The organism is Curvibacter sp. GW821-FHT01G03, assembly GCF_059422285.1.
The window spans coordinates 106,282-127,620 of sequence record NZ_JBWKWP010000008.1; the positions used below are offsets into that span (position 1 = coordinate 106,282).

Sequence of the window (21,339 nt, forward strand, 5' to 3'; positions counted from 1 at the left end):
CGTTGGATTCAAGGCGCGGTGGCTTCCACAATCCGCCCCATCGCCACTGATCACGCCCATCGCGTGATGGCTCTTGAAGACACGCACCATGAATAGCACGATCTCCGCCACCCCGACCACCGCCCCTCTGAGCGAGCTGCCCGGCCCCGACGCCAGCGCGCTGGAGGTGCGACTGGCCGCCCGCTCAGGCCGGCTGCAGAGTCACACCAGCGGCCTGGCCCGCGAGCACGTGCAGGTCAACCTGGCCATCCTGCCGCAAGCCCTGGCCGAGGACTTCAAGCGCTTTTGCGAACTCAACCCCACGCCCTGCCCGCTGCTGGCGGTGTCCGAACCGGGCTCGCCCGCCCTGCCCGCGCTGGGGCTGGACCTGGATGTGCGCACCGATGTGCCGCGCTACCACGTGTGGCGCCACGGTGAACGCGTGGCCGAGACCAGCGACTTGCGCGACTGGTGGCGTGATGACCTGGTGACCTTTGCGCTGGGCTGCTCGTTCTCGTTCGAGCACGCGCTGCTGGAGGCCGGCATCGCGCTGCGCCATGTCGAGCAAGGACTGAATGTGGCCATGTACCGCAGCAACCTCCCGACCCGATCGGTCGGTGTGTTCCATGGCCCCACTGTGGTGTCCATGCGGCCGCTGAAGGCGGCCGACGCGATCCGGGCCGTGCAGATCACGGCCCGCACACCGCAGGTTCACGGCGCCCCCATCCACATCGGCGACCCGGCCCTGATCGGCATCGCCGACCTGACCCGACCCGACTACGGCGATGCCGTGGCCGTGCACGACGACGAGCTGCCCGTGTTCTGGGCCTGTGGCGTGACGCCTCAGGCTGCGATTGCAGCCGCACGTCCGGCCTTCTGCATCACGCATGCACCGGGCCACATGCTGGTCACCGACCGGCTGAACCGCGAGCTGCGGCAAGCGCACTGAGCGCCGCGGGCCTGGTGCCCGCCCCCTGTCCGAACCTTTCAGGCCCCAACGCCCAGTGCGCGGGGGCCGGGACCCGCACAACCCGGATTTTCTTCACCCTCCCTCAACCCTCAATCAGAACCTCACCATGTGGCTACAACAAACAACCCCTTCTGAGCGCCGCACGCTCACCGCCACCTTTGCCGGCTATGGCGTGGACGGCTTTGACTACATGATCTACACCTTCCTGATCCCCACGCTGCTGGCGGCCTGGAACATGAGCAAGGCCGAGGCCGGCTACATCGCCACCGGCGCCCTGCTGACTTCGGCCGTCGGCGGCTGGGCCGCCGGCGTGCTGGCCGACCGCTTCGGCCGGGTGCGGGTGCTGCAATGGACGGTGCTGTGGTTTGCGCTGTTCACCTTTCTGAGCGGCTTCACCAACTCCTTCGGCCAACTGTTCTTCACCCGCGCCATGCAGGGCTTCGGCATGGGCGGCGAATGGGCCGTGGGCTCGGTGCTGATCGCCGAGACCATCTCGGCGCGCCACCGCGGCAAGGCCGCCGGCCTGGTGCAAAGCAGCTGGGCCGTGGGCTGGGCGGCTTCGGCGCTGGCCTTCTGGGGCATGTACGCGGTGCTGCCGCCCGAACAGGCCTGGAAGGTGCTGTTCTGGATCGGCATTGCGCCCGCCGTGCTGATCCTGTACATCCGCCGCAACCTCGGTGAGCCCGAGGTGTTCCTGGCCGAGCAAGCCCGGCTGCGCGCCAGCGGCCAGCGCAGCAATTTCCTGCGCATCTTCCACCCCAGCCTGCTGCGCACCACCGTGCTGGCCAGCCTGCTGGCCACCGGCATGCAGGGCGCCTACTACTCGGTGACCACCTGGTTGCCCACCTTCCTGAAGACCGAGCGCCAGCTCTCGGTGCTGGGCACCAGCACCTACCTGCTGGTGCTGATCGCCGGCTCATTCGTGGGCTATCTGACCAGCGCCTGGCTGTCGGACGCCATCGGCCGTCGACGCTGCTTCATCTTGTTTGCCGCCATGGGCGCCGCCCTGGTGCTGAGCTACACCCAGATCCCGATCACCGACAGCCTGATGCTGGTGCTGGGCTTTCCGCTGGGCTTCTTCCTGTCGGGCATCTTCTCGGGCATGGGGGCCTTCCTGTCGGAGCTGTTCCCCGGCGACGTGCGCGGCTCGGGCCAGGGCTTCAGCTACAACTTCGGCCGCGCCATCGGCGCCATCTGCCCGGCCCTGATCGGCCAACTGAGTGCCACCTTGCCCCTGGGCCAGACGATTGGCTGGATCTCGGCCTTCTGCTACGGCCTGGTGATCATCGCCGCCCTGGCACTGCCCGAAACCCAGGGCCGAGAACTGAGCCCCAGCGCCGCCCCGGCGCGCTGACCCCTTTCTGCCTATTTTTGACCGAGCACGAGCATGTCCTCCATGACCTCCCCACTTGAAAACCAGACCCCGAGCCACGCCAGCAACAACGCCCTGTGGGAGTTCTGGATCGACCGCGGCGGCACCTTCACCGACCTGGTGGGCCGCGACCCGGCCGGCGGCTTCCACACCCTGAAGATGCTGTCGGAAAACCCCGAGCAGTACCGGGATGCCGCGGTCGAGGGCATTCGCCGCCTGCTGCGCCTGCAGCCCGGCGAGGCCATCACGCCGCAGCGCGTGGCCTGCGTCAAGATGGGCACCACCGTGGCCACCAACGCCCTGCTGGAGCGCAAGGGCGACCGCACCCTGCTGGTCACCACCCAGGGCTTTCGCGACGCCTTGCGCATCGCCAACCAGGCCCGCCCCAAGCTGTTTGCCCGGCACATCGAACTGCCTGAGCTGCTGTACGAGCGCGTGATCGAGGCCCAGGAGCGGGTGGATGCCGACGGCGGCCTGGTGCAGCCCCTGGACCAGGCCGCCCTGCGCCAGGCCCTGCAGACCGCCTTTGACGATGGACTGCGCGCCTGCGCCATTGTGCTCATGCATGGCTACCGCTATCCGCAGCACGAACTGCAGGCCGAGGCCCTGGCACTCGAAATCGGCTTCAGCCAGATCTCGGTGTCACACCGTGTGAGCCCGCTGATCAAGTTCGTGCCGCGCGGCGACACCACCGTGGTCGACGCCTACCTGTCGCCCATCCTGCGCCGGTATGTCGAGCAGGTGGCCCAGCAGATGCCGGGCGTGCCGCTTTACTTCATGCAAAGCTCGGGTGGCCTCACCGAGGCCCAACGCTTCCAGGGCAAGGACGCCATCCTGTCGGGCCCGGCAGGGGGCATCGTGGGCATGGTGCGCACCGCCGTGGCGGCCGGCCACGACAAGGTGATCGGCTTTGACATGGGCGGCACCTCGACCGACGTGAGCCACTATGCCGGGGAGTTCGAGCGCACCTTCGACACCGAGGTGGCCGGCGTGCGCATGCGCGCCCCCATGATGAGCATCCACACGGTGGCCGCAGGGGGTGGCTCCATCATCAGCTTCGACGGTGCCCGCCTGCGCGTGGGCCCCGAATCGGCCGGCGCCAACCCCGGCCCGGCCAGCTACCGGCGCGGCGGGCCGCTGGCCACCACCGATGCCAACGTGATGCTGGGCCGCATTCAGCCGCAGTGGTTTCCGCAGGTGTTCGGCCCGGCGGCCGACCAGCCGCTGGACCGCGGCGTGGTGCAACAACGCTTTGAAGCCATGGCCGTGGCCATGACCGCCGCCAGCGGCCGCCCCACCCACGCCGAAGAGGTGGCGGCCGGCGCGCTGCAGATTGCGGTGGGCAGCATGGCCAACGCGGTCAAGCGCATTTCGGTGGCCCGCGGCTATGACGTCACCACCTACACCCTGCAATGCTTTGGCGGCGCGGGGGGTCAACACGCCTGCCTGGTGGCCGATGCCCTGGGCATGACCCGGGTGCTGGCCCACCCGTTTGCAGGCGTGCTGTCGGCCTATGGCATGGGCCTGGCTGACCAGATCGCCCTGCGCGAAACCTCGATCGAATTGCCGCTGGACGCCGCGGGCCTGGCCGATGCCGCACGACAGGCAGCCACCCTGCAGGCCCAGGCCGAAGGCGAGCTGAGCAGCCAGGGCCTGGGTGCTCAGGCGCTGCAGACCCGCGTTCAACTGCAACTGCGCTATGCCGGCACCGACACGGCCCTGCCCTGCCCCTGGGAGCCAGCGGCTGCGGCCCCCGAGGCCCTGACCGCGCTGCGCGAGCACTTCGAGACGGCTTACCGCCAGCGCTTTGCCTTTCTGATGCCCGAACGCGAGCTGGTGATCGAAGCGGTGAACGTGGAATGCACCCTGCCCGGCGTGAGCACCGCCGCGCCAACCCTGGCCCACGCCGCGGTTGAGCATGTGGCCAGCCCCGTCTCCAGCGTGCGCATGTACTGCCTGCAAGACGAGGCCCCCGCTGGCTGGCGCGACGCCGCCTTGTACCAACGCGAGGCCCTGGCCCCTGGCGCCACCCTGAACGGCCCGGCCGTGATCGCCGAGCGCAATTCGACCACCGTGGTCGAGCCCGGCTGGCGGGCGCAGATGGGCGCCGACGGCTGCCTGCTGCTGCAGCGCGTGTTGGCCCGCAGCACCGTGCACGCCGTGGGCACCCAGGTGGACCCGGTGATGCTGGAGGTGTTCAACAACCTGTTCATGAACATCGCCGAGCAGATGGGCCTGCGCCTGCAGAACACCGCCTACTCGGTCAACATCAAAGAGCGGCTGGACTTCAGTTGCGCGGTGTTCGACGCGGCTGGCCAGTTGATTGCCAATGCTCCGCACATGCCGGTGCACCTGGGCTCGATGAGCGAGTCGATCCGCAGCGTGGTCGAACGCAACCCCGACATGCAGCCCGGCAACGTGTACGTGCTCAACGACCCCTACCACGGCGGCACCCACCTGCCCGACATCACCGTGGTCACCCCGGTGTACCTGCAAGACGGCGACGCCCGGCCCAGCTTCTTCGTGGCCTCGCGCGGGCACCATGCGGACGTGGGTGGTACCACGCCCGGCTCGATGCCGCCCTTCTCCAGCCGCATCGAAGAAGAAGGCGTGCTGATCGACAACTTCTTGCTGGTCGAGCGTGGCGTGCTGCGCGAAGCCGAGATGCTGGCCCTGTTGCAAAGTGGACCCTACCCCAGCCGCAACCCGGCACAGAACCTGGCCGATCTGCGCGCCCAGATCGCCGCCAACGAAAAGGGCACGCAAGAGCTCAAGGCCATGGTGGCCCGCTACAGCCGTGCCACGGTGGCCGCCTACATGCAGCACGTGCAGGACAACGCCGAAGAGTCGGTGCGCCGCGTGATCACGGCCCTGAAAGACGGCCAGTACACCTTGCCCCTGGACAACGGCGCACAGATCCAGGTGGCGGTGCGGGTGGACGCAGGGCGCCGCGCAGCGGTGGTCGACTTCAGCGGCACCAGCCGCCAGCTGCGCAACAACTTCAATGCCCCCAAGGCGATCACCATGGCGGCCGTGCTGTACGTGTTCCGCACCCTGGTGGACGACGCCATCCCGCTCAACGCGGGTTGCCTCAAGCCCATCGAGGTGATCGTGCCCGAAGGCTGCATGCTGAACCCGCGGGCCCCGGCGGCCGTGGTGGCCGGCAACGTCGAGACCTCCAGCTGCGTGACCAATGCCCTGTATGGCGCGCTGGGCGTGATGGCCGCGGCCCAGTGCACCATGAACAACTTCACCTTCGGCGATGCCGAGCACCAGTACTACGAGACCATCTCGGGTGGCTCGGGTGCGGGCCCCGGCTTTGCCGGGACCAGCGTGGTGCAGACCCACATGACCAACTCACGCCTGACCGACCCCGAGATCCTGGAGCTGCGCTACCCCGTGCGCCTGGAAACCTATGAGATCCGGGCCGGCTCGGGCGGCAAGGGCCAGTGGCAGGGCGGCAATGGCGGCAGCCGGCGGGTGCGCTTTCTGCGGCCGATGACGGCCTCGATCCTGAGCAACAACCGCCTGCAGGGTGCCTTTGGCGCTGCCGGGGGCCAGGCCGGCGAGCCGGGCTGCAACCGCGTGCTGCGGGCCGATGGCCGCACCGAGACCCTGGACCACATCGGCCAGGTCGAGATGGGCGTGGGCGATGTGTTCATCATCGACACCCCGGGCGGCGGCGGCTACGGCGCGCCCACCTCCGCTGCCACCGCTGGCGCAGCCCCCCAGGCCCAAGCCTTGACCACCGAGGCCTGACGGGCCGCGCCCCTGCCAACGGCCCCAGGGGCGCTGGCAGGGGCCATCTGCTCTCCCCCCATCCCACCGTCTGGAGTCGATCACCATGCCTACTTTGTCCCTGCGTCAAAAACTCTGGCTGCCGCTGGTGCTGGCCTGGCTCAGCCTGCTGGCCCTCAGCGTGTTCCATGCCTGGCAATCGCGTGAGCTGCAGTTCGAGGCCCGGCGCGCCGCGCTGGCCGACATCACCGACATGTCGCTGAGCCTGGTGCGCGACCTGGCCCGCCGGGCCAGCGAAGGCCAGCTCAGCGAGGCTGAGGCACGCGAGCAGGCCCTGGCCCGCCTGGCCGCCCAGCGCTATGGCAAGGATGGTTATGTGACGGTGGTGGGTGCCGACTCGGTGATCGCCATGCACCCCATCAAACCCGAACTGAAGGGGCGCAACATGATCGCCTTCAAGGACGCCAAGGGCACGCCGCTGTACGTGAACATTGCCGCCGCAGGCGCCTCGGCCGAAGGCCACGGCTACGTGGACTATTGGTGGCCGCGCCCGCAAAGCGAGGCGCCCAGCCCCAAGATCGCCTGGGTGGTTCGCTTCAAGCCCTGGGGCTGGGACCTGGTGGCCGGCGACTATGTGGACGACATCGAGCAGGGCTTTCACCACGCACTGCTGCAGTCGGGGGCCGCCCTGCTGGTGCTGGGCCTGCTGATGTCGGCCCTGAGCGCGGTGCTGGCGCGCAGCATCGAGCGGGCTGTGGGCGGCGAGCCAGCCCTGGTGGCCCGCCAGGCCCTGAGCATGGCCGAGGGCGACCTGGCCAGCGAACTCGCCCCCCGTGGCGCCCAAGCCCACAGCCTGGCCCATGCCGTGAACCACCTGCGCCTGCAGATGGGGCACAGCCTGGCCCAGGTTCGCGAAGCCACCACCACCATCGACCATGCGGCACGCGAAATCGCCCAGGGCAACCTTGACCTGTCGCAGCGCACCGAGGCCCAGGCCAGCGCCCTGCAACAGACGGCGGCCACCATGGACCAGTTCAGCACCACGGTGCAACACAACGCCGACAACGCCCGGCAGGCCAAACAACTCGCGCTGGACGCCTCCGAGGTGGCCAGCCGGGGCGGCAGCGTGGTGGCCCAGGTGGTGCACACCATGAAAGGCATCAACGACAGCTCGCGCCGCATCGGCGACATCATCGGCGTGATCGACAGCATCGCCTTTCAGACCAACATCCTGGCCCTGAACGCCGCCGTCGAGGCCGCCCGGGCCGGCGAGCAGGGCCGCGGCTTTGCCGTGGTGGCCAGTGAAGTTAGACAGCTGGCCGGCCGCAGCGCCGAGGCGGCACGCCAGATCAAGACCCTGATCCACACCAGCGTGGGCCAGGTGGCCGAGGGCAGCAGCCTGGTCGACCAGGCGGGCCAGACCATGGACGAGGTGGTGAGCGCCATCCGCCAGGTCAGCGAGATCGTGAGCCAGATCAGCGCCGCCAGCGCCGAGCAGAACGCGGGCGTAGGGCAGATCGGCCAGGCCATCAGCCAATTGGACGAAACCACCCAACAAAACGCCGCCCTGGTCGAAGAAGCCAGCGCGGCCACGCACTCGCTGGCGGCTCAGGTGAGCGTGCTGCGCGAGCAACTGGCCTTGTTCAGGCTGGGGCCGGTGGCGCCGTCGCAGCCCTTGCGCCTGGCCAGGGCGTGACCCGCCCTCACACCCGCACCAAGGCCTCGCGCAGCTGATCAGCCAGGGCCGAGGCCCGCAGGCGACTGATGCGCTGCGCGTGCGCCACGATGCCCAGCGCACCGTCGGCGCAATCACCCAACGCAAAGCGCATGCCCACACCTGTCAGGCCCTGGGCGTGGATGTGAGAGTAGCCCTGCTGCCGGGTCTGCTGAACCCAGCGCCACAGGCGGGCTTCGCCGAGTTGCCATTGGGCGTACTCGCGGACGTGCTGGGCCAGGTGCTGGCGGATCTGATCATCATCGAGTGCCGACAACAGCGCAAAGCTGGGAATGCCCAGGCCCAGCAGCTTGGTGGCGCCCACGTGGTCGGCAAAACTGCGGATCGGGGCCTCACCCTGTTCCAGGTGCAGGCAAAGGCTGTAGTCACCGGCCCGCACCACCAGGAACACCGGCGCCCCACAACGCCGGGCCAGGGCTTTCATGGTGGGGGTCATGCGGGCGATCAGGGGCGAGTGCTGCATCGCCGCCAACCCCAGCGCCAAGGCCTGCAGGCCCAGGCCGTAGCGCTTGTCCTGCGCCCGCCGCGTGGCCAGCCCCAGGGCCTCCAGCGCCTTGATCATGCGGTGCACCGTGGTGCGGTCCAGCCCGCTGTGCGCCACCAGCTCGGCCATGCCCAGGCCCTGCGCCTGATGCTGGGCCAGCAGCGACAGCAGACCCGAGGCGCGTTGCAGACTTTGAGCGCCGGCCACACCCCTTCGGGCGGTCTCGATCGTCATGGTTTTCCCTTGAATGTGCATATTGTGAACATTTAAGAACTTCGAAATTGTCGCGCTCCAGGCCCTGCGCTGCAATCGACTCCGGCATCGAACCTTGCACACGGAGTCTTCATGAAACCCTTTGAGTCGCGGGCCGCCTTGAGCGGCCCGGTGTACGACCAACAGCGCAGCGGCATGCTGGCCCTGATCGAGCAGCTGCGCCAACTGGAGCAGCGCGCCGTGGCCGCCTCGGCCCGCTCGGCCGAGCGCTTTGCGCGCCGTGGCGCCCTGCTGCCACGCGAACGCCTGGCCCGCCTGCTGGACAGCGGCCAGCCTTTTCTGCCGCTGTGCAACCTGGCCGGCTACGGCATGGACGGCGAATCGCCCGAGCACAGCGTGCCAGGGGGCTCGCAGATCGCGGGCATCGGCGTGGTGGCCGGGGTGCGCTGCATGGTGGTGGTGACGGATTCAGGCATCCAGGCGGGCGCCCTGACCGAGGCCGGCAACCAGAAGCTGATGCGCTGTCAGGAGCTGGCCTTGCGCCACCGCCTGCCCCTGGTCCATCTGGTGGAATCGGCCGGCTCCAACCTGCGGCAGTACCGGGTGGAGAAGTTCATCCGGGGCGGCGCCCTGTTCTACAACCTGGCGCGCCTGTCGGCGGCCGGCCTGCCCGTGATCACCGTGGTGCATGGGCCTTCGACCGCTGGCGGCGCCTACATGCCGGGCCTGTCTGACTATGTGGTGATGGTGCGCGAACAGGCCCGTGCCTACCTGGCCGGCCCGCCGCTGCTCAAGGCCGCCACCGGCGAAGTGGCCAGCGACGAAGAGCTGGGCGGCACCGAGATGCACGCCAGCCAGAGCGGCCTGGCCGAGTATGTGGCCGACGACGACGGGCATGCCGTGGAGATCGCGCGCGACATCGTGGCCAGTCTGCCCCTGCCGCGCGTGCCCCCGCCCGCTGCGTGGCCGGCCCCGCTGCTGAGCACCGACGACCTGGCCGGTGTGATGGCGCTGGCGCCGCGCCAGCCCATGGACATGCGCGAAGTGATCGCCCGCCTGACCGACGACTCATGCTGGATGGACTTCAAACCCGACTACGGCCCGGCCACGGTGTGCGGCCATGGGCCGCTGGAAGGCCATACGGTGGGCTTCATCAGCAACAACGGCCCGCTGGACCCGGCCGGGGCCACCAAGGCGGCCCAGTTCATCCAGCTGTGCGAGCAAGGCGGCGTGCCCCTGGTGTTTTTGCAGAACACCACCGGCTTCATCGTCGGCCGCGCCTCGGAGGAGGCCGGCATGATCAAGCACGGGGCCAAGCTGATCCAGGCCCTGTCAAACGCCTCGGTGCCACGCATCACCGTGATGTGCGGAGCCTCGTTCGGGGCCGGCAACTACGGCATGTGCGGGCGGGCCTTTCAGCCTGATTTCTGTTTTTCGTGGCCCAACGCGCGCACCTCGGTGATGGGGGGCGAGCAGGCCGCCATGACGCTGGAGATCGTGGCCCGCCAGAAGGCCGAACGCAGCGGCCAGCCCGCCGACGAGGCCGCGCTGGCCAAGCAAAAGGCAGAGATCGTGGCGCACTTCGATCGCCAGGCCAGCGCCTTCTACACCAGCGGCCACCTGCTGGACGACGGCGTGATCGACCCGCGCGACACCCGCGCCGTGCTGGCCCTGGTGCTGGCCACCCGGCGCGAGGCCGAACGCCACACGCCACGCGCCCTTCAATTCGGCGTCGCCCGATTCTGAGATCCGACATCTGAGACCTGAACCCCGAGACGCCCCCGACACGGAGACACCCCATGATCTACACCCCCGCACACCAGGACCTGATGGACAGCCTGCGGCGCTTCATCAGCGCCGAAATCGACCCCCACGTGGACGAGTGGGAGGCGGCCGAGATTTTTCCGGCCCACGAACTGTTCGCCAAGATGGGGCGGCTGGGCTTTCTGGGCATCACCAAGCCCGAGGCCTTTGGCGGACTGAACCTCGACTTCAGCTACGCGCTGGCCGCCTCCGAGGCCATGGGCCATGTGCGGGCCCAGGGCGTGGGCATGGCGGTGGGGGTGCAGACCAACATGGCCACACCGGCGCTGGCCAGCTTTGGCTCGGATGCGCTGCGCCATGAGTTCCTGGCCCCCGCCATCACCGGCGAGCAGGTGGCCTGCATCGGCGTCTCGGAGCAAGGCGCGGGCTCGGACGTGGCCTCGCTGCAGACCCGGGCCCGACGTGACGGTGACGACTACATCATCAACGGCGCCAAGATGTGGATCACCAATGGCACCCAGGCCGACTGGATCTGCCTGCTGTGCAACACCTCGGACGGGCCCTCGCACAAAAACAAGTCGCTGATCGTGGTGCCGCTGAAAGACGACAAGGGCCAGCGGGCCCGCGGCGTCAGCGTGCAGAAGATCCGCAAGTTCGGCATGTGGTCGTCCGACACCGCGCAGATTTTCTTTGACGAGGTGCGGGTGCCCGTGCGCCACCGCATCGGTGAAGAAGGCCTGGGCTTCATCTACCAGATGAAGCAGTTCCAGGAAGAGCGCCTGGACGGTGCGGCACGACGCCTGGCCGCCATGACGCTGATCCAGGAGACGGCCGACTACCTGCGTCAGCGCCAGGCTTTTGGCCGCCCGCTGCTGGACAACCAGTTCATCCAGTACAAGCTGGCCGAGCTGAAGACCGAGCTGGAGGCGCTGCGCGCCCTGACCTACATGGCCACCCACACCTACATCCACGGGGGCGATGTGGTGGAGCTGGCCTCGATGGCCAAGCTCAAGGCGGGGCGCCTGTCGCGCGAGATTGCCGAGTGGTGCATGCAGTTCCAGGGCGGCATGGGCTACACCTGGGACAACCCCGTGTCACGCGCCTACCGCGACTACCGGCTGGGCTCGATCGGAGGCGGCGCCGATGAGGTGATGCTGATGGTGATCGCCCGCCACATGGGCCTGATGGGGGCACGGTCATGAACGCCCCCGAACCCGGCACCCTGCCGCTGCCCCCGACACCCGCAACCAGCGACACCCCTTTGCGGGTTCGCGAACACCAGGGCGTGCTGTTTGCCACCCTCAACGATCCTGGCACCCGCAACGCACTCTCGCCCACGATGGTGCAGGTGCTGGACCAGGTGGTGCGCCAGGCGGGTGAACAGCTCGAATTGCGCGCCCTGGTGCTGCGCGGCAGCCAGGGCTTTTTCTGTGCCGGCGGGCATGTGGGCAGCTTTGAGCAACGCCTGAACACGCAGCAGGCCCAGCCCCCCGGTGGGGCCGACCCGGTGGCGGCCCGCAACCGCGAGTTCGGGCATTTCATGCAGCGCCTGGCCGCGCTGCCCGTGCCCGTGCTGGCCGTGGTCGAAGGGGCGGCCATGGGCGGCGGCCTGGGCCTGGCCTGTGCCGCCGACCTGGTGCTGGCGTGTTCGGACGCCCGTTTTGCCCTGAGCGAGACCGGCCTGGGCCTGATCCCGGCACAGATCGCCCCTTTTGTGGCGGCCCGCATCGGCGCCCCCGCGACCCGCCGCCTGGGCTTGACGGGCGAACGCGTGGCCGGCGAGCAGGCCCTGCGCCTGCAATTGGTGGATGAGCTGGCCGCCGACTCCGCCGCACTCAGCGCGCGCCTGGCCCATTGGCTCCAGCTCATTGGCCGCTGTGCGCCCGGCGCCAATCGCAGCCTCAAACCCCTGCTGGGCAGGCTGCCCGGCCAGACCGCCGACGTGCCGGCCTGGCTGGATCAGGCCGCGCTCACCTTCAGCACCTGCATGGCCCACGAAGGCCGCGAGGGCCTGGCCGCCTTGCGTGAGCGCCGCGCACCCGCCTGGCAGGTGCATTTCAGTGCCGAACAAGTCCATGCCCTGACCCTGCCGGAGGCCCCATGACCCCCTTCACCCCGCCGCCGCTGCGGCCCTTTCACACCGTGCTGGTGGCCAACCGCGGCGAGATCGCCCTGCGCATTCTGCGCACGGCACGCCGCCTGGGCTACGCCACCGTCGCGGTGTACTCCGAGGCCGACGCCGGCAGCCCGCATGTGCTGGCGGCCGATCAGGCCATCGCCATCGGGCCCGCCCCGGCGCGGGACTCTTACCTGAACATCGAGGCCTTGCTGCAGGCCGCCCGGGTCAGCGGTGCCGACGCGGTGCACCCTGGCTACGGCTTTCTGGCCGAGAACGCCGAATTCGCCGAGGCCGTGGCCCAGGCCGGCCTGGTGTTTGTCGGCCCTCCGGCCCGGGCCATCCAGGCCATGGGCCACAAGGCGCAGGCCAAGCGCCTGGCCGAGGCTGCTCAACTGCCCTGCATCCCGGGCTACCAGGGCGAGGACCAGAGCGATGCCGCCCTGCTGCGCGCCGCCACACAGCTGGGCTACCCCTTGATGGTCAAGGCCAGCGCCGGGGGTGGCGGGCGGGGCATGCGCCTGGTGCACAGCGCTGACGAGCTGCCCACGGCCCTGGCCTCGGCCCGCTCCGAGGCCCTGAGTGCCTTCGGCTCGGGCGAGCTGATCCTGGAGCGGGCCTTGCACCACCCGCGTCACATCGAGATCCAGCTGTTGGCCGACGCCCATGGGCAGGTGCTGCACCTGGGCGAACGCGACTGCTCGGTACAACGACGCCATCAGAAGCTGATCGAAGAGTCACCCTCGCCCGCAGTGGATGCCGCTCTGCGCGAGCGCATGGGCCAGGCGGCGGTGCGCGGTGCCCAGGCCATCGGCTACCTGGGCGCCGGCACCATGGAGTTCTTGCTGGATGCGGACGGGCAGTTCTACTTCATGGAGATGAACACCCGGCTGCAGGTGGAGCATGCGGTGACCGAGGCGGTGACCGGCCTTGACCTGGTGGAATGGCAGTTGCGCATCGCAGCCGGCGAGGCGCTGGAGCTGCGCCAGCAAGACCTGCGCTGGCACGGCCATGCCATCGAGGTGCGGCTGACCGCCGAAGACGTGCCCGCCGGTTTTCTGCCCCAGACCGGCCCGGTGCTGCGCTGGCACGACCCGGCCACCGATTGGCCGGTTCGGGTGGACCATGCCCTGGCCGAGGGCGCGCTGGTGTCGCCCCATTACGACTCGATGGTGGCCAAGCTGATCGCCCACGGCCGCACCCGCGAGGAGGCCCGGCGCAAGCTGCTCAACGCCGTGCGCCATTGCGTACTGCTGGGCGTGCCCAGCAACCAGGGCTTTCTGGCCGACTGCCTGGCCGATCCCGTGTTTGCGGACGGCAGCGCCGTGCACACGGGCTTTGTGGCCGAGCGCTTCGGCCTGTCCCCGCGCCCGCCGGCCTTGCCCGGGGCCACCCAGGCCCTGACGGCCTTCGCAGCGCTGATGCACCCGAGCCACAGCCCCGGCCCGGGCCAGTTGCTGAACCCGCCGCCCCTGGCCGGAGCCGGCTTGGGCCAGACGATCACCTTGCAACAAGGCAGCCAGCGCTGGCGCTGGCGACTGCAGGCCCAGGGCGGCGACTGGCAGCTGCAGGGCGAGCGCTTGTTCTCGCCTTCCGCCCCCGGCGACTTCTCTCCCCTGGGGCCCTGGCGCCTGCGCGGCGCTGCCTGGACCGACGCCACCCGCAGGGGACTGCAGGCCGAACTGGACGGCCGCCTGGAGCGCGTCTGGCTGGCCCCCCAAGACAGCACCTGGCATGTGTTCCACCAAGGCCGGGCCTGGGCCCTGGAACAGGTGAGCGAGCGCCGTGAGCGCGCCGCCCCCACCCCCAGCGGGCGGGTGCACGCCCCCCTGGGGGCCCGGGTACTGGCCGTGGCCGTGCAAGCCGGCGATCGGGTGCAGGCCGGACAAAAGCTGGTGGTCCTGGAGGCCATGAAGATGGAGCATGTGCTGCTGGCACCCTGCGATGGCGTGGTGGCCGAGCTGGCCGTGCAAGCCCAGACCCAGACCCGCAAAGGCGCGTTGTTGATGCGCATCGAGGAGGCGTCAGCATGAGCGAACCCACACGGGCCCACCCTCGGTCATCGCGCCGGGTGCGCATTGGCGGCGCCAGCGGCTTCTGGGGCGATTCGGCCCTGGCCACACCGCAGTTGCTGGCCGTACCCGGCCTGCAGTACCTGGTGTATGACTACCTGGCCGAGACCACGATGGCGATTCTGGCCCGGGCCCGCCGCAAGCGCCCCGAGTTGGGCTATGCCACTGATTTTGTGCACGACGCGATGGCCCCGCACCTGGCACAGCTGCTGGCCCAGGGCGTGCGCGTGGTGGCCAACGCCGGCGGCCTGAACCCCCAGGGTTGCGCCGACGAACTGGCCCGGATCGCGGCACAGCAAGGGCTGCGGCCCCGCATCGCCGTGCTGCTGGGCGACGACCTGATGCCGGTGTTGCACCGAGCAGCCACCGACCAAGGCAGCGCCCCGGCCTGGCACGACCTGCAAGGGCAGCCCCTGCCCAAGGCACTGATCTCGGCCAACGCCTATGTAGGTGCTCAGGGCATCGCACTGGCCCTGGACCAGGGCGCCGACATCGTGGTGACCGGGCGCTGCGTGGACAGCGCGGTGGTGCTGGGCGTGCTGGCTCATGAGTTTGGCTGGTGCTGGGACGACTGGGACCGGTTGGCCGCCGCCACCCTGGCCGGCCATGTGATCGAATGCGGCGCCCAGGCCACCGGGGGCCTGTTCACCGATTGGCAGCAGGTGCCCGACTGGGCCGGCATCGGTTACCCGGTGATCGACGTGGCCGAAGACGGGTCGTTCGAACTCGGCAAGCCCGCGGGCACCGGCGGGCTGATCCACCCCGGCGCCGTGGCCGAACAGGTGCTGTACGAAGTGGGCGACCCGGCCCACTACCTGATGCCCGACGTGAGTTGCGACTTTCGCCAGGTGCAGGTACGGGCCCTGTCGGCCGACCGGGTGGCCGTGAGCGGTGCGCGCGGGCGCCCACCGACCGATACCTACAAGGCCAACGGCACCTGGCAGCAGGGCTACCAGATCCAGGTACTGATGGCCATCCGGGGCATCGAGGCGCCAGCCAAGGCCCGCAAGACTGCCGAGGCCTTGCTGCTGCGCACCCGGCGGCAACTGGCCCAGGCCGGCCTGGACGACTACAGCGAGACGGCCGTCGAACTGCTGGGCTGCGAAGCCCTGTACGGCCCGCAACGCCAGATGCTGCCCACCCGCGAGGTGGTGCTGCGACTGGCGGCCCGCCATGCCGAGGCCCGGGGATTGGTGTATCTGCAGCGCGAGTGCGCCTCGGCCGGTACCTCGATGGGGCCGGGCACACGCTCGTCTTTCTCGGGCCGGGCCGAGATCCAGCCGGTGATCCAGGTGCTGTCCTTTCTGGTACCCAAGACCGAGGTGGCGCTGCAACTGCGCCTGGGTGATCAGACCTGGCCCGTGCCGCCCGGGCCAGTGGCAGTGGCAGCGGCAGCGGCAGCGGCAGCGGCGCAGCCTGCCGCGCCCCTGGCCGCCGCACAGCGCCCGGATGACACGGTGGGCGATCCGTTGAACGACGATGGGCCTCCGGGCCCGTTGGTGAGCGTGCCGCTGCTGCGCCTGGCCTGGGCCCGCAGTGGCGACAAGGGCGACGACGAGAACATTGGCGTGATCGCCCGCCAGGCCCGCTACCTGCCCCTGCTGCGGGCCCAGTTGACGGCCGAGGTGGTGCGGCACTGGCTGGCCCACCTGGTGCGGGGCCCCGTGGAGCGCCATGAAGTGCCTGGCCTGCAGGCTTTCAATTTTGTGCTGCACCAGGCCCTGGGCGGCGGCGGGGTGTGCAGCCTGCGCTCTGACCCGCTGGGCAAATCATTTGCCCAGATGCTGCTGGATTGCCCCCTGCAAGTGCCAGCGGCCTGGCTCGATTGAGCCGCCCCCCGGCCCAGCCCCATGAACACCCCGGAGACCCGCATGACCCTGATCCACCAGGCCCCGCAAGGCCGACACACCCCATCCGGCCGCGGCCGCCGCCTGGCCCTGGGCGGGGCCCTGGCCCTGCTGACCACCCTGCAGGCCGTGGGCCTCCCGCTGCCCGCCCGGGCCCAGGAAAGCTACCCCAGCAAGCCGATCCGCGTGGTGGTGCCCTACCCGCCCGGCGGCGTGTCGGACGCGGTCACCCGCACGGTGATGCAAAAGCTGGCCGAGCGGCTGAACAACCCCATCGTGGTGGACAACCAGGCCGGCGCCAACGGGCAGATCGGTTCGGCCGCGGTGGCCCGAGCCGCACCCGACGGCTACACCTTGCTGGTGGTGGTGGCGGCGCACGCCATCAACCCCAGCCTGTACACCCGCATGAGCTACGCCCCGCTGAGCGAGCTGACAGGGGTGAGTCTGTTCGGCCACATCCCCTTGCTGCTGGTGTCCAGCGCCAAGGTGCCCGCCAGCCAGCTTAAGGACCTGGTGGCCTGGGGCCAGGCCCACCCGGGCGCGCTGACCTTTGCCTCCAGCGGCACCGGCTCAGGCGCGCATCTGGTGGGCGAGCTGTTTGCCCAGACCGTGGGCCTGCCCATGACCCACGTGCCCTACAAGGGCATTGCACCGGCGCTGCCCGATCTGTTCTCGGGCCAGGTGTCGATGATTTTCGACTCGGTGCAGACCATGGGGCCCCACGTGAAGGCCGGCAAGCTCAATGCCCTGGCCATGACCAGCGCGCAGCGCTGGCCCGGCGCCCCCGAGGTGCCCACCCTGGCCGAGCTGGGCTACCCCAGCCTCACCACGGGCAGCTGGATCGGCCTGCTGGCGCCGGCCAAAACGCCCAAGCCGGTGTTGCAGCGCCTGGCGGCCGAGACCCAGAAGGTGCTGGATGCGCCCGAGATGCGGCAAAAGCTGATCGACTACGGCATCGATCCGGTGGGAGGCACCCCGGCGCAGTTCGACGCCTTCATCCGCAGCGAGGCAGCACGCTGGGCCCAGGTGGTGCAGCAAGCCCATATCCACCTCGACTGATCCCCGGGAGCCACGATGACCCCCTCCATCCTGCAGCAGATCAAGGTGCTGGACCTGACCCGCGTGGTGGCCGGCCCCATGGCCACCCAGATGCTCGCCGACCTGGGCGCCACGGTCTACAAGATCGAGAAGCCCGGTGAAGGCGACGACACCCGCCGCATGGGCCCATTTGTGACGCTGACCCCGCCCGAGGGCGGCCCGGCGCGCACCGAATCAGCCGCCTACCACGCCTACAACCGGGGCAAGCAATCGATCACCCTGGACCTGGCCACCCCCCAGGGCGCCGCGCTGGCCCAGGCCCTGGCGCTGCGCTGTGATGTGGTGATTGAAAACTACAAGGTGGGCGCGCTGGCCCGCTACGGGCTGGACGCGGCCACGCTGCGGGCGCAGCAGCCCGGGCTGATCTATTGCTCGATCACCGGCTTTGGGCAGACCGGGCCCTATGCCACCCGGCCGGCCTACGACTTCATCACCCAGGGTCTGGCCGGGCTGATGAGCACCTGCGGCGAGGGCGACGGCCCCCCCATGCGCACCGCCATCCCGATCACCGATGCGGTGACGGGCCTGTACGCTACCGTGGGCATCGTCAGCGCGCTGTACCACCGCCAATTGACGGGCCAGGGCCAGACCCTGGACATGGCCTTGCTGGACGCCTCGGTGGCGCTCAACGGCCACCTGGCTCAAGGCTACCTGATGGGCGCCCGGGTGCCGCACCGTGCCGGCAATACGAACCCCATCGCCGCGCCCTCCGAGGTCTTTGCCTGCGCCGATGGCGAGCTGATCGTGGCGGCCGGCAACAACCTGCAATTCAAGGCCCTGACCGAAGCACTGGGCCGGCCCGAGTTGGCCGCCGACCCGCACTTTGCCAGCAACACCGAGCGCATCGAACACCGCGAGGCCCTGCGCCAACAACTGGCCCCCGCCATCGCCCGCTACACCCGGGGCGAACTCAGCGATCTGATGGCGCGCAGCGGGGTGCCCAGCGGCCCCATCAACCGCATCGACGAGGTGTTTGCCGACCCGCAGGTACAACACCGCGAGTTGGTGCAGCAACTGGGTGATGAGGGCGACGCACCCGGCGCAGGCTACCCCGTGATCCGCAGCCCGCTGCGATTTTCAAACACGCCGGTGCACCACGCGCCCTCGCCTGGCTTGGGGCAGCACACAGAGCAGGTGCTGCAAGGCGAGCTGGGCCTGTCCGCCCAGGAGGTGGCGCAGCTGCGTTCGCGGGGGGTGATTTAACGGACGGCCCCGCCCTCAAGCCACCTGCAAACCCAGCGCCGCCACCAGGGCCACCGCCTGGCGCACCGAGATCGTGGCGCCCTTGAACAGGGCCAGGTTGCCCGGTTGCAGGCCGCCCAGGTCCACCTCGCGCAGATCAGCCCCTTCAAAGCGGGCCTGTTTGAGGTGGGCATCGCGCAGGCTGCCGCCCTCGAACACCGCGTCGCGGAAGTCGCTGCCCGACAGATCGGCCTCGGAGAAGTCGATCTGCTCCAGGCGCTGCTTGCGAAACGAGAAACCCCGCAGGGTCGCGGCCACCAACAGGGTGTCGCGAAAGCCCAGGCCCAGCGTGCTGTTGTCGGCAAAGCGCGCCCCCGTGAGCTTGACACTGGCAAAGCTGGCCGAGGCCAGCTTGGCCCGACCCCACTCGGTGTTATTGAGGTCGCAGCCCACAAAGCGGGCATCGCTCAGGTCGGCCAGCCCGAAGTCGGCCTGCCTGGCGCGGCACCCCGACCATTGGCTGCCCTGCAATTGAGCCCGGGTGAAGTCGGTCTCGGCCAATTGACAGTCGATGAAAGCGGCCTGCCCGAGCGCGAGCTGGGCCAGATCCTGCTGATCAAAATCGCAGCGCTCAAAGCGCAAAGCGGCCCCATTCGCAGCCCGCAAAAGGGCCTGGACCTCATCGCGGCCCAAGCGCAGATCACAAAAGGTGGTGTGTGACGCAGGGAGGGGTTCAGAGGCAAACAACTCGGGCTGGTGCATGGCAGGTGACGGTGGCGCACAGAAGCAAAAAGGGCCACAGCTTGCCACAAGAAGACCGGCCCTGCGGCAGGCGTGTTGGGCCCGCCGTGTTCAGGCTGCCAGCAGTTGTGGGACGGGCCTCCGGGTTGAGGCAACGGTCTGGCGAACCGCTTCGTGGCTCAGTTTGAAGATGGACACGGCCGCCACCAACTGCTGTGCCTGGTGCTCCAGGCTTTGGGCTGCGGCTGCGCTTTCCTCCACCAAGGCGGCGTTCTGCTGGGTGGTCTGATCCAGCTGGGAGATGGCCAGGCCAATCTGGGCCACACCCGCGCTTTGTTCAGCGCTGGCGGTGCTGATGTCGCCCACAATGCTGCTGACCCGCGAGATGGCCTCAACCACCTCCCCCATGGTCAGGCCCGCCTGGTCGACCAGATGGGACCCCTGCTCCACTTGCGCCACACTGGCCCCGATCAAGGCCTTGATTTCCTTGGCCGCCTCGGCGCTGCGACCGGCCAGTTGGCGCACCTCGCTGGCCACCACGGCAAAGCCGCGGCCCTGCTCGCCGGCCCGCGCGGCCTCCACAGCGGCGTTCAGCGCCAAGATATTGGTCTGAAAAGCGATGCCGTCGATCACGCCAATGATGTCGCCGATCTTCTTGGAGCTGTGGTTGATGCCCTTCATGGTGTCCACCACCTGGGTCACCACCAAGCCGCCCCGGCTGGCCACCTCAGAGGCGGTGTGGGCCAATTGATGCGCTGTGTGCGAATGGTCGGCCGTGTGACGCACCGTGATGCTGAACTGGTCCATGGTGGCAGCGGTCTCCTGCAAGGCGGTGGCCTGTTCTTCGGTGCGCTGGCTCAGATCGATGCTGCCCATCGACACCTGCGCCGAGCCGGTGGCAATGGAATCGGAGGCACCGCGCACCTGGCTGACGATCCGGACCAGGCTCTGCTGCATCAGGCCGAGCGAATCCAGGACACTGCCCGAAGGCGCCGAAGCCACGCCCTCGACCGGGCTCAGATCGCCGTTGGCAACCCGTTGAGCAGCCTCCCCCAACAAGCCGGGCTCTGCGCCCAGGGCTCGGCCCAAGCTGCGAACAATCCACCCACCCGCCAGAATGGCCATGGCAAACGCCAAAAGGCAGGCCGCCATGAGCCAGTTGCGCTGTGTCACGTAATGCGCTTCAGCCGCATCGATCAGAGCGGCCGACCGGTGGGCGGTGACTTCGGCATAGGCATTGGTCTTGTCAATCAGCCTGGCCAGCAAGGGCCGGCACTCATCGTTCATTTTGGCAATGGCCTCTTCACGTCTGTTTTGCAGGCCCAGTTGCACGATGGCCAGGGCCACCGGCCCGTAGACCTGCTCAACCTGCTCGATGTCTGCGACCAACGCCTTGACGTTGGAAGGCACGTCACGGCCCGCCACCATCTCTTTCAAGGCCGCCAGATCCGTCTGGACTTGCTGATGGGCACGATGGACGGCCGCCTTCTCAAGCTCGAGGTCGCTGGCTTGGGTGACCAGGACCAGATTGCGGGCAGCAATTGCCCGCGCATCCACTTCTGAGCGGATGCGGGCCACCAGGATCGCGCGGGCATTGATGCCCTGCACAAAGGACTCAAAGGCCCCGTTGGCCTCCTGGAGCGCATTCACGGCAATGCCCGCAGCCAGCATGACCAGGACAGCCAAGCTGCCAAAGGCAGCGCACAACTGGGTCCGCACGGAGAGACGTTGTAGGGTCATCGGGCACCTCGGTACTGAATCGTTGAAAGAACATTGAATTGATCAAATTGTCCAGTCAAATACCAATTCAAGCAATTAATAATGATTACTCAGATGAAAATGCGGGTCACTATCAATTCATGGTGATTTCTGCTAAAAGTTCGCATCGCGACCACGGAAGGGATGACGCGCCATGCGCCACCCACCCAATCGATACCAAGCTCAAGGCCGGCCCACAGACCTTGCCCTGCCGAGAATCCAAGACGGTTGTCCCTTAGAACGTCCATCACCGACAAGTGCCGGTGCGCA

Annotated in this window: 14 protein-coding genes; 11 read left to right on the forward strand and 3 right to left on the reverse strand. The window is 68.8% G+C overall.

What is annotated here, in order from left to right; all coding sequences use genetic code 11:
- Positions 1 to 88: 88 nt before the first annotated feature.
- The 4 genes from AC07VS_RS13185 to AC07VS_RS13200 all read left to right on the forward strand — a co-directional run bounded on the left by AC07VS_RS13185 (position 89) and on the right by AC07VS_RS13200 (position 7,755).
- Entirely contained in the window at positions 89 to 928 is an 840-nt protein-coding gene (locus AC07VS_RS13185; protein WP_492347671.1) for a putative hydro-lyase, read from the forward strand.
- Positions 929 to 1,055: 127 nt separating this feature from the next.
- A complete protein-coding gene (locus tag AC07VS_RS13190) occupies positions 1,056 to 2,303 on the forward strand; it encodes an MFS transporter (RefSeq protein ID WP_494657169.1) in 1,248 nt (415 codons plus the stop codon).
- Between the two features lie 42 nt (positions 2,304 to 2,345).
- Entirely contained in the window at positions 2,346 to 6,080 is a 3,735-nt protein-coding gene (locus AC07VS_RS13195) for a hydantoinase B/oxoprolinase family protein (protein ID WP_494751154.1), read from the forward strand.
- Between the two features lie 85 nt (positions 6,081 to 6,165).
- A complete protein-coding gene (locus AC07VS_RS13200; RefSeq protein WP_494751155.1) occupies positions 6,166 to 7,755 on the forward strand; it encodes a methyl-accepting chemotaxis protein in 1,590 nt (529 codons plus the stop codon).
- A 7-nt stretch (positions 7,756 to 7,762) separates the two neighbouring features.
- Here the strand turns inward: AC07VS_RS13200 and AC07VS_RS13205 are convergent, their stop codons facing one another.
- The gene (locus AC07VS_RS13205; protein ID WP_494751156.1) at positions 7,763 to 8,512 is read right to left on the reverse strand and encodes an IclR family transcriptional regulator; all 750 of its coding nucleotides are present in this window, start codon (positions 8,510 to 8,512) and stop codon (positions 7,763 to 7,765) included.
- 111 nt (positions 8,513 to 8,623) lie between these two features.
- Here AC07VS_RS13205 and AC07VS_RS13210 point away from each other — a divergent pair, with 111 nt between their 5' ends.
- From AC07VS_RS13210 to AC07VS_RS13240, 7 genes are read left to right on the forward strand one after another with little or no spacing between them, the layout of a single operon-like run.
- Positions 8,624 to 10,237: an acyl-CoA carboxylase subunit beta gene (locus AC07VS_RS13210; protein ID WP_494751157.1), complete on the forward strand. Its 1,614-nt coding sequence runs from the start codon at positions 8,624 to 8,626 to the stop codon at positions 10,235 to 10,237.
- Positions 10,238 to 10,290: 53 nt separating this feature from the next.
- Positions 10,291 to 11,457, forward strand: coding sequence for an acyl-CoA dehydrogenase family protein (locus AC07VS_RS13215; protein WP_494751158.1), 1,167 nt, complete (start codon positions 10,291 to 10,293; stop codon positions 11,455 to 11,457).
- Positions 11,454 to 12,359: an enoyl-CoA hydratase/isomerase family protein gene (locus AC07VS_RS13220; RefSeq protein WP_494751159.1), complete on the forward strand. Its 906-nt coding sequence runs from the start codon at positions 11,454 to 11,456 to the stop codon at positions 12,357 to 12,359. The genes AC07VS_RS13215 and AC07VS_RS13220 overlap by 4 nt, the downstream gene beginning before the upstream one ends.
- Positions 12,356 to 14,404, forward strand: coding sequence for an acetyl/propionyl/methylcrotonyl-CoA carboxylase subunit alpha (locus AC07VS_RS13225; RefSeq protein ID WP_494751160.1), 2,049 nt, complete (start codon positions 12,356 to 12,358; stop codon positions 14,402 to 14,404). The genes AC07VS_RS13220 and AC07VS_RS13225 overlap by 4 nt, the downstream gene beginning before the upstream one ends.
- Positions 14,401 to 16,272 carry an acyclic terpene utilization AtuA family protein gene (locus tag AC07VS_RS13230; protein WP_494751161.1) on the forward strand — a complete coding sequence of 624 codons (1,872 nt, stop codon included), beginning with the start codon at positions 14,401 to 14,403 and terminating at the stop codon, positions 16,270 to 16,272. Before AC07VS_RS13225 ends, AC07VS_RS13230 begins: the two co-directional genes overlap by 4 nt.
- Positions 16,273 to 16,314: 42 nt before the next feature.
- Positions 16,315 to 17,349, forward strand: coding sequence for a tripartite tricarboxylate transporter substrate binding protein (locus AC07VS_RS13235; protein ID WP_494751162.1), 1,035 nt, complete (start codon positions 16,315 to 16,317; stop codon positions 17,347 to 17,349).
- A gap of 15 nt (positions 17,350 to 17,364) precedes the next feature.
- On the forward strand, positions 17,365 to 18,591 hold the full coding sequence (locus tag AC07VS_RS13240) for a CaiB/BaiF CoA transferase family protein (protein WP_494751163.1): 1,227 nt from the start codon (positions 17,365 to 17,367) through the stop codon (positions 18,589 to 18,591).
- 15 nt (positions 18,592 to 18,606) lie between these two features.
- Here AC07VS_RS13240 and AC07VS_RS13245 read toward each other — a convergent pair whose 3' ends face one another.
- Both AC07VS_RS13245 and AC07VS_RS13250 read right to left on the reverse strand, forming a co-directional pair.
- Positions 18,607 to 19,332, reverse strand: a complete 726-nt coding sequence (locus tag AC07VS_RS13245; RefSeq protein WP_494751164.1) for a pentapeptide repeat-containing protein — start codon at positions 19,330 to 19,332, stop codon at positions 18,607 to 18,609.
- Between the two features lie 90 nt (positions 19,333 to 19,422).
- Positions 19,423 to 21,051 carry a methyl-accepting chemotaxis protein gene (locus AC07VS_RS13250; RefSeq protein ID WP_492347658.1) on the reverse strand — a complete coding sequence of 543 codons (1,629 nt, stop codon included), beginning with the start codon at positions 21,049 to 21,051 and terminating at the stop codon, positions 19,423 to 19,425.
- Between the last annotated feature and the right edge of the window lie 288 nt (positions 21,052 to 21,339).

Bases quoted from the DNA above. Each gene is read 5' to 3' on its own strand.
- AC07VS_RS13185 (WP_492347671.1), top strand. From the start codon at position 89: ATGAATAGCACGATCTCCGCCACCCCGACCACCGCCCCTCTGAGCGAG.
- AC07VS_RS13190 (WP_494657169.1), top strand. From the start codon at position 1,056: ATGTGGCTACAACAAACAACCCCTTCTGAGCGCCGCACGCTCACCGCC.
- AC07VS_RS13195 (WP_494751154.1), top strand. From the start codon at position 2,346: ATGACCTCCCCACTTGAAAACCAGACCCCGAGCCACGCCAGCAACAAC.
- AC07VS_RS13200 (WP_494751155.1), top strand. From the start codon at position 6,166: ATGCCTACTTTGTCCCTGCGTCAAAAACTCTGGCTGCCGCTGGTGCTG.
- AC07VS_RS13205 (WP_494751156.1), bottom strand. From the start codon at position 8,512: ATGACGATCGAGACCGCCCGAAGGGGTGTGGCCGGCGCTCAAAGTCTG.
- AC07VS_RS13210 (WP_494751157.1), top strand. From the start codon at position 8,624: ATGAAACCCTTTGAGTCGCGGGCCGCCTTGAGCGGCCCGGTGTACGAC.
- AC07VS_RS13215 (WP_494751158.1), top strand. From the start codon at position 10,291: ATGATCTACACCCCCGCACACCAGGACCTGATGGACAGCCTGCGGCGC.
- AC07VS_RS13220 (WP_494751159.1), top strand. From the start codon at position 11,454: ATGAACGCCCCCGAACCCGGCACCCTGCCGCTGCCCCCGACACCCGCA.
- AC07VS_RS13225 (WP_494751160.1), top strand. From the start codon at position 12,356: ATGACCCCCTTCACCCCGCCGCCGCTGCGGCCCTTTCACACCGTGCTG.
- AC07VS_RS13230 (WP_494751161.1), top strand. From the start codon at position 14,401: ATGAGCGAACCCACACGGGCCCACCCTCGGTCATCGCGCCGGGTGCGC.
- AC07VS_RS13235 (WP_494751162.1), top strand. From the start codon at position 16,315: ATGACCCTGATCCACCAGGCCCCGCAAGGCCGACACACCCCATCCGGC.
- AC07VS_RS13240 (WP_494751163.1), top strand. From the start codon at position 17,365: ATGACCCCCTCCATCCTGCAGCAGATCAAGGTGCTGGACCTGACCCGC.
- AC07VS_RS13245 (WP_494751164.1), bottom strand. From the start codon at position 19,332: ATGCACCAGCCCGAGTTGTTTGCCTCTGAACCCCTCCCTGCGTCACAC.
- AC07VS_RS13250 (WP_492347658.1), bottom strand. From the start codon at position 21,051: ATGACCCTACAACGTCTCTCCGTGCGGACCCAGTTGTGCGCTGCCTTT.